Source organism: Terribacillus halophilus (assembly GCF_900101385.1).
Lineage (GTDB): Bacteria > Bacillota > Bacilli > Bacillales > Amphibacillaceae > Terribacillus > Terribacillus halophilus.
The window spans coordinates 1-8775 of sequence record NZ_FMZB01000019.1; the positions used below are offsets into that span (position 1 = coordinate 1).

General features: G+C 40.0%; 6 protein-coding genes, 1 tRNA gene and 1 rRNA gene. 7 read left to right on the forward strand and 1 reads right to left on the reverse strand.

The genetic code is table 11. The features are described 5' to 3' along the window. Positions 1-47 precede the first annotated feature (47 nt). Both BLQ53_RS18505 and BLQ53_RS18510 read left to right on the forward strand, forming a co-directional pair. Positions 48-129, forward strand: a tRNA-Leu gene (locus BLQ53_RS18505). Positions 130-511: 382 nt separating this feature from the next. Beyond that, complete coding sequence (locus tag BLQ53_RS18510) at positions 512-1447, forward strand: NADP-dependent oxidoreductase (protein WP_093728794.1); 936 nt, start codon at positions 512-514, stop codon at positions 1445-1447. 314 nt (positions 1448-1761) lie between these two features. Here the strand turns inward: BLQ53_RS18510 and BLQ53_RS18515 are convergent, their stop codons facing one another. After that, positions 1762-3222: a carbon starvation CstA family protein gene (locus BLQ53_RS18515; RefSeq protein WP_093728795.1), complete on the reverse strand. Its 1461-nt coding sequence runs from the start codon at positions 3220-3222 to the stop codon at positions 1762-1764. A gap of 471 nt (positions 3223-3693) precedes the next feature. Here BLQ53_RS18515 and BLQ53_RS18520 point away from each other — a divergent pair, with 471 nt between their 5' ends. The 5 genes from BLQ53_RS18520 to rrf all read left to right on the forward strand — a co-directional run bounded on the left by BLQ53_RS18520 (position 3694) and on the right by rrf (position 8744). Next, on the forward strand, positions 3694-4398 hold the full coding sequence (locus BLQ53_RS18520) for a response regulator transcription factor (protein WP_093728796.1): 705 nt from the start codon (positions 3694-3696) through the stop codon (positions 4396-4398). Continuing rightward, positions 4395-5396 (forward strand): sensor histidine kinase, encoded by a 1002-nt coding sequence (locus BLQ53_RS18525; RefSeq protein WP_093728797.1) that lies wholly within the window; start codon positions 4395-4397, stop codon positions 5394-5396. The genes BLQ53_RS18520 and BLQ53_RS18525 overlap by 4 nt, the downstream gene beginning before the upstream one ends. Before the next feature lie 81 nt (positions 5397-5477). Further along, on the forward strand, positions 5478-6242 hold the full coding sequence (locus BLQ53_RS18530) for an ABC transporter ATP-binding protein (protein WP_093728798.1): 765 nt from the start codon (positions 5478-5480) through the stop codon (positions 6240-6242). Then, positions 6217-8115: an ABC transporter permease gene (locus BLQ53_RS18535; RefSeq protein ID WP_093728799.1), complete on the forward strand. Its 1899-nt coding sequence runs from the start codon at positions 6217-6219 to the stop codon at positions 8113-8115. Before BLQ53_RS18530 ends, BLQ53_RS18535 begins: the two co-directional genes overlap by 26 nt. A gap of 515 nt (positions 8116-8630) precedes the next feature. Then, positions 8631-8744 (forward strand): 5S ribosomal RNA (gene rrf / locus BLQ53_RS18540). Positions 8745-8775 lie beyond the last annotated feature (31 nt).

The following is an 8775-nucleotide window of genomic DNA, read 5'->3' on the forward strand; positions in this document are numbered from 1 at the left end:
CACCGGTTCAAATCCGGTTGCCGCCTCCATAGAATATTTTATAACATGCCGGTGTGGCGGAATTGGCAGACGCGCACGACTCAAAATCGTGTTCCTTCTGGAGTGTCGGTTCGACCCCGACCACCGGTATCATCAGACAGCATGCCAAAGCTGTCAAATCAAGACTCTAACGTAAAGTTAGGGTCTTTTTTTATTCTACTTTAATTAATTTACCTTATGAATACTCGAGGCGCGAAGTAAGTGGATTTTTACATGAGGTGGTTGGAAGTTGTCTCAAATATATTGTTAGCTAAAGCGCTTAAATCAAGCGAATTGTTCTCTAGTGCTTATAGATGATCATCTATAAGCACTTTAATTTGATTCAACGTAAATAGAGGTTAAAATAAATCATGTATTAAATAAATACAAGGTAGAGGAAGATCCAGTTTAAATTTCTAGCTAGCTCTGATAAAAAGGCATTAAAGATCGAAGACTAAGCTTACAAATATATTTCAAAAAAGGAGTGCTATTCATGCGTGCAGTTATAATTAATGAATATGGCGATAAAAATGTATTAGTAGAGCAAGAATTGCCAAAGCCTGAAATAAAACCAAGCCAAGTGCTTGTCGAGGTGTATGCCACTTCTGTTAATCCTATTGATTGGAAGCTTCGTGCGGGTTACCTAAAGCAGATGCTTGATTGGTCATTCCCAATAATCCTTGGCTGGGATGTTGCAGGAAAGATAGTAGAAATTGGTAGCAAAGTGAAGAAGTATCAAGTTGGGGATGAAGTTTTCGCGCGGCCAGATACTACTGCTACAGGTACTTATGCAGAATTTACAGCTGTGGATGAAGAATTGCTTGCAAAAAAGCCTAGCAACATCACATTTGAAGAAGCTGCCTCTATTCCATTAGCTGGATTAACCGCTTGGCAGTGTCTAGTGGACAATACAAAGGTCAAGCAAGGTGATAAAGTACTGATCCAAGCTGGAGCTGGCGGTGTAGGAAGTATGGCTATTCAAATGGCAAAACATTTGGGTGCCTATGTTGCCACAACTGCGAGTGAAAAAAATGAAGCATATGTAAAAGAGTTAGGTGCTGATGAATTCATTAATTACCGCACACAACAATTTGAAGACGAATTAAGTGATTATGATGTAGTCATTGATACAATGGGCGGAGATATTTTAAATAAAAGCTTCCAAATATTAAAGCCTGGTGGAAGACTTGTTACCATTGCCGGACAACCAGATGAATCATTAGCAGAAAAACATCAAGTAACGGCAAGTTCCTATTGGTTGACGCCTGATGGTAAGCAGTTAGGTGAATTAGGTGATTTACTGGAGCAGGGAATTCTTAAGCCTCAGGTGGGTCATGTATTTGGTTTTTCTGCAGAAGAATTACAACAAGCGCACGAATTAAGTGAAACGCATCATGCCAAAGGGAAAATTGTGATTAAAGTTAAATGATTTTTTGGGATCGCAAACGTTGAAGCAGACATTAGAACCAACAGAATGCAGAACAATTTGAGATAGTATGAAAATGCCATCATGTTATAATATGATGGCATTTTTATATTTGTGGCTAACGATGTTATGAGTATACAACTTTTTGAGTGGAAGTGTGTGCGTGTCATTTGTAACATGAATCATAATTTTAAAAAGTCTTAGCTGGGTAAGTGAAGTCTTAAGTTGTAACTCAAAAAATGGGTGTGAAATAATCTAATATCTTTACTATAACAAAAGAAGGAGTTAGGTGGATACATTCACCTAACTCCAATAAATTAATTTATTTTCTCACTTTTTGGCAGAGAAGGTACCTCCAAATCGACAACTAAATTCTCTCTGTTATTTTTTCTTGCTTTCCAGAAGAACAGCGCAGTGATGGCCACTGTCATGATTATTCCGCCTGTATGTGCTGCCTGATAGGATAAGCCGAACCCGAGGTTACTATCATATAAGATATAAGTTAAGACCATATCGGTAATGAATACCGCTGGAATCAGAGCGATGAAGTAATTTTTCTTTTTAACAAAGAGATACATGGTACCTATCCAAAGAGCAAGTGCCGCAGTTCCTTGATTGGCAAAAGAGAAGTAGCGCCATAAGATATTAAAATCAATGGTTGTTAACCAGTAGGAAACCACAAACATCGGAATCGCAATCGCTAGCCGTTTTGCGGTTTTGGTCTGGCTCAAATTAATATAATCGGCAATGATATTACGTGCTGCTCGGAACGCTGTATCGCCAGAGGTAATCGGTAACACCACTGCGCCAAGAACGGCTATGGTACCGCCAACTGCCCCTAGTAAGGTCATGCTGACTTCACTCACTACCAGCGAAGCTGTACCCTCATTTATTAATCCTTGAAGGCTTTGTCCATCAAATATAGTCATTGCGGCTGCTGCCCATATCATGGCAATAATACCTTCAGCGATCATCATGCCATAAAAAATGTAGCGGCCTTGTTTTTCATTTTGAGTTGTTCTAGAAATAAGCGGTGATTGTGTTGCATGAAACCCTGATAAGGCCCCGCAAGTAATCGTTAAGAATAATATTGGAAAGATAGGAGTATCGGCAGGATGCATGTTCGTCAATGATAATTCCGGGATGGTATAGCCCCTTAACAATAATGCTGCACCTACACCAAGTGTCCCGATGATCAGTAGTGCTCCAAAGTACGGATAGATACGGCCGATAATTTTATCAATTGGAAGAATGGTAGACAAAAAATAATAAGCAAAGATAATAATAATAATAGCTAACAAAGCAATTCTGCCATCAATTAAATTATGCAATAATGATGCAGGTGTCGTAACAAATACTGTACCAACCAGCAATAATAACAATAAAGCAAAGACGTTCACTAAATGACGGGAAACTTTCCCCAAAAATCTTCCGGCAAGTTCTGGTATATGAGCACCTCGATTACGAATCGAAATCATACCAGTCAAGTAATCATGTACAGCTCCAGCGAATATAGAACCCAGTACAATCCATAAGAATGCTACAGGACCATACAATGCACCCATAATCGGACCAAAGATGGGACCGGTACCGGCGATATTCAGTAATTGAATCAGTGCGTTTTTTTGTTTATTCATTGGTACATAATCGACACCATCTTGGTTAGCATATGCAGGTGTCTGTCGTTCTTCATTTGGTCCAAATACTTTCTCAACGTATTTTCCATACGTGAAATAAGCTGCAACCAATGCTATTATCGCAACAAAAAAAGTAATCATATCGTTTCCCCTCCAAATCTCCATTTGTAAGCGTTTACACTATTATATTACAAAAGACTTAATGGGAGAAGCAAAAATACACATCATTTTATATAAGGATTCGAAAACGTCCTCGAGTTAGGAATGACAAAAAATTATTCTAATACAATGTAACTTGTTATTAGCAGTTTATTGAGTGTAATGGCAGCTCTTTTACAAGCAGCTGGTTTGTTTTCTGGAGTAAGGTATTTGATCAGTATGCTGGCAACTGCCATATCGGTCGGAATAAGGCTTAATGATCAGTATTGCCGTCCTGAATTACATACTTCAGCTTAATTTTAGGTTAAATGTTTTATTGAGTGCGGTACATTGATTTCCTTCTGCTATACAACTGGTTATGCTGCCGACCTAGGATCTATTTAATAGGATTATCATTCGAGGGCATCCAGATGGTAAAATTAAGCTAAACAAAGAGTTGGGGAGAAATAACTTATGGAAAAAATCATGATTGTGGAAGATGACATGAAAATTGCAGAATACTTGGGTTCCCATATAGAAAAATATGGATATGAAGTGACTGTTGCTACAGATTTTGAGAAGGTTATGGATACATTCCTCGATATACAACCAAAGCTTATTTTACTGGATATCAACTTACCTAGTTTTGATGGTTACTATTGGTGTAGGCAAATTAGGAAAGTATCCATTTGTCCTGTAATTTTTATTTCCGCTCGAACAGGTGAGATGGATCAAGTGATGGCGATCGAAAATGGCGGGGATGACTTTATCACAAAGCCGTTCAACCCGGATATTGTCATGGCGAAGATCAGAAGCCAAATGCGGCGTGCTTATGGGGAGTATGCAATAAAGTCCGAGGAAAGAGTGCTTACCCAGGAGGGATTGCACTTTTATCCGGAACGATTGGAATTGCGATTCGGCGATCGAGCAACGCCATTGACCAAAAAAGAAACAGACATTATCGAAAGTTTGCTGGAGCGTTATCCCCGAGTTGCTGGCAGGCAGGATTTGCTGGCGAAATTATGGGATGATCAAGCCTATGTGGATGAGAATACCTTGAATGTGAATATAACACGCGTTCGTAATAAGTTTCAGGAAATAGGAATTGAAGATGCTGTGGAAACAGTCAGGGGAGCGGGGTATCGCCTACGCATCACGTGGAAAGAGGAAAGAGCATGAAACTATTCCTTCGCGAGCATGTGCTGCTCATAATGGTCCAGCTCTTTCAATCAGTGATGATTTCTTTACTATTCTGGCTGGATGGCTACCGTGATGTCGGTGTGAGTCTTTACGCCTTTTTCCTATCGATGCTTTTATTAACCGCATTCCTCTGTTATCGATACGTTAGCAGAAGGAATTTTTATCAAAGATTACAGCATTCGTTGACAGCGCTTGATCAATCGTTAGAGACGACCGAACGCGCACCTATTTCAGAAGCACTAGATCAATTGCTTGCTGCCCAGTACCGCTTATATCGTGAAGAACTGCTGAAAGGCGAAGATAGACAGGACGAGCATCTGTTGTTTATGGATCGTTGGGTCCATCAAATGAAAACACCGCTTTCTGTTATCGAATTAACGGCACAATCGCTGGACGAACCAGAATCGTCCAGCATCCGGGAGGAAACGGACCGAATGCGGGAGGGCTTGAATACAGTTCTTTATTTAGCGAGACTTCGTACTATAAAAGAAGATTTCCATATCAAGCCTGTCGTTCTTTCCAAGCTGATTCATGAAGTCAATCAAGAAAACAAGCGATTTTACATTCGTAATGAAGTATTTCCACAATTGAAGGAAGAGAAAACAGGGGCAATCGTGGAGACGGATGAAAAGTGGCTTTTCTTCCTGTTATCACAGCTGATACATAATGCCGTCAAATACTCTGCTGGAAAATCAAATCAGCTTATCCTTTCCCTCTATGATAGGTCAGGTGAGATGGTACTGGAAGTGAAGGACTTTGGAATTGGCATTCCGGTTGTGGATCGGAAACGTATTTTCAATAAATTTTATACTGGTGAAAACGGCAGGAAATATCGGGAATCTACAGGCATGGGATTGTATTTGGTAAATGAGGTTGCCGAGAAGCTGGAGCACTGTCTCGAGATGGAATCAACCGTAGGAGAGGGGTCGACCTTCCGGATCATTTTTTCCAAAACACAAAACCTTACATCAATGTAAGATTCGTGAAAGCATAATCGATAGTACGAAGGGTACTGCTCAGGCTATGCTTAGATTAAGCATTGGAGAGGAGAATGGATTATGCTCAAGCTTACAAAAGTCAGTAAAATCTATGAAGGTAAGGTTGCTTATCGTGCCTTGACCGATATCGATCTAGAAGTAGAAAAGGGTGAATTTGTCGCTATTATGGGACCGTCGGGAAGCGGAAAAACGACCCTTTTGAATATCATTTCCACAAACGATACACCGACAACCGGGCAGGTGGAAATCGATGGACAGCAACCGCATCAGCTAAAGAAGAATGCTTTGGCTAAATTCCGTCGTAATCAATTAGGATTCATCTTTCAAGATTTCAACTTATTGCATACCCTTACTGTGCAGGAAAATATCATCCTGCCGCTCACATTGGATGGTGTTCGTGCAGCAGATATGCAGAAGAAAGCACAGCAAATAGCGAAGAGTCTTGGTATCGAACCAATTATGAATAAGCGTACCTATGAGATTTCCGGAGGACAGGCGCAACGTGTGGCCATTGCCAGGGCGATGATCCATGAGCCGAAATTGCTGTTAGCGGATGAGCCTACAGGAAACCTTGATTCAAAAGCGGCCAAGGATGTCATGAAGATGCTGGTATCCATCAATGAAAGCAATAAAACAAGCTTGTTGATGGTAACGCATGATCCGCAAGCTGCCAGTTATTCTGATCGCGTTGTGTTTATTCGGGATGGAAAGCTGCATTCCGAGATTCATCGGGGGGAGAGCAGACAAGCATTCTTCCAGAAGATAATCGATATGCTTTCACTGATGGGAGGAGAGGGAAATGACTTTTCGTCAGTTCGCGTTTAGAAATGTCTTACGCAATAAACGTCTGTATATTGCATACTTTCTCAGCAGTCTGTTTACGGTGATGGTATTTTTCACATTTGCGAACTTTGCTTTTCACCCTGCTTTATCAGATGGGTCCACCAATAAGTATGCCTTGTTTGGGATGGCTGTTGCTGGTGGAATCATTTATCTATTTTCTTTTTTCTTTGTTTTGTATTCGATGAGCTCCTTCTTGCAGTCAAGGAAAAAAGAGTTTGGCTTGTTAATAGGTTTAGGAGCGTCCGATAAGCAAATTAGGCTTATGGTATTTTTAGAGAATATCTTAATCGGTTTTTTTGCAACAGCTGGCGGAATCTTGATTGGCTTAGTGTTTGCAAAATCAATACTTTTGATTGCTGAGAACATATTGATCATTGATGCAACACTTGATTTTTATTTCCCAGTATTGGCTATTATCGTCACGTTTATCAGTTTTATCTTTCTCTTTTTCTGTATATCGGTTTTTGTTGCGTTCCTTTTACGTACAAATAAGCTGGTGGATCTGATTAAAGGAGATAAGCAGTCCAAAGGAGAACCGAAAGCTTCCATCATTCTATCTATTCTCGCTGTTTTTCTGTTAATTGTAGGATATGGTGTTGCCCTTTATGTGAAAGGTGTCAATGTTGTCTTTGCGATGATCCCGGTTATTATCGTGGTGACGCTGGGAACATACATCTTGTTTACGCAGTTAAGTGTGTATTGCATCCGACTGTTGAAAAAAAATAAACCGATCTTCTGGCGGAAGACCAATATGCTGCTTTTCGGTGACTTATCGTTTCGAATGAAAGATAACGCTAGAACCTTTTTCATGGTAGCGATTATATCGACAGTTGCTTTCAGTGCCATTGGGACATTATATGGATTCCAATCTTACCTTACGAAAGGGATGGAGGAGATCAATCCATATACTTATAGATATGCTCCTTTTTTGGACGATAGTGAAGAAATTATCGAACAAGACCTTCAGCAGATCAATGCTATATTGGATGAAGAGAAAATCGACGCAGAAATGGAAACGGCGGACTTGGCATTTTATGATACATCTGTGGAGGAGTCTCCTGTATTGATAGTGAAAGCTTCTGATTACAATCGATTTGCTGCATTAATCGATGAGAAAGAACTGCATCCAGAGGAAAATGAGGCAATTGTTATGGAACAAAGCGATGCCGTAATCACTGAAGGACAGAAAGCAAGTGAAGTCTTGAAGCAATCGAACATAAAGCTGGACAACGGAAAAGAAATTCAACCAAGTCATGTAGTGGAATCAGCTGTAGGTTTAGGATTAATGGGGTATTATGTGGTGAATGACAGCACATATAAGCAGCTTGGAACACCGGTGAGGACAGATATGACTGCCGCGTGGAATGTACATGATGGGAGCGAGGAACAAGTAATTGAAACTGGGAAAAGGTTAGAGGAACAGATACAGCCTAAAGTGTTTTCTATTGATTATTCACTTTATGAAACCAATAAAGCCTATGGACTGATTCTTTTTATTGGCTTGTTTATTGGTATTGTGTTCTTTGTTTCGGCTGGCAGCTTTCTTTACTTCCGATTATTCACAGATATTGATGAGGAAAAGCGCAAGTTCCAATCGATTGCCAAAATTGGTTTGACACAATCCGAATTGAAAAAAGTAGTAAATCGGCAAATTGCCATTTTATTTTTCTCACCGATTGTGGTGGCACTCGTTCACGGTGCAGTAGCGCTTACTGCTTTATCACGCTTGTTTAACTACAATTTAACAGTAGAATCTGCTCTTGTCCTGGGAAGTTTTGCGTTGATTCAAGTACTATATTTCTTGGTTGTCCGATTTTTCTATGTGAAAAACGTGATACGAACGGTCTTTGAATAAGGATCTTTGTTTATGTGTTATAAAGAAATAGCATAGGATTTGTAGAGTAGCAATACTGATTCAAAGGATGGAGACTTTTAAAAAGACTTTTCCCTTGAAGGGAAGTCCAAAAACTGCTGGATCTCGTGATCTGGCAGTTTTTTTGAGTTGTAATACAGGAATGATATGCTTTCATTGAAAGCTGCCGTTTGAAGGTCTGATGCTATGGGATATGGTATTTATAATGCCTCAGGGTGTTAAATGTGATAGCGTAGTATGGTATCTCATTTGAAGGAGGCGTGGTTGATGAAAGTACTTTTGCCGCCAGTTGCCAAACTGCTTCCGGTTCATGTAAAATAAGAGTTGCGTTATTTGTAAATAGAACCTTAAGTTTGCGCTTGGTAAGGCATTAACTGTAACGAAAAGAATGTAATACGAAAAAAATCTAGTTAATTTTAAATAATGTATTGCTTTTTCTTTCTGGAGCATATATAATCTAACTTGTCCTTAAGAAAAGGGACACGATACATAAGAGGTCTGGTGGTAATAGCGAAGAGGTCACACCTGTTCCCATGCCGAACACAGCAGTTAAGCTCTTCAGCGCCGATGGTAGTTGGGTTCGCCCCTGCGAGAGTAGGACGCTGCCAGGCAATACGATTATTCCACAGTAGCTCAGTGGTA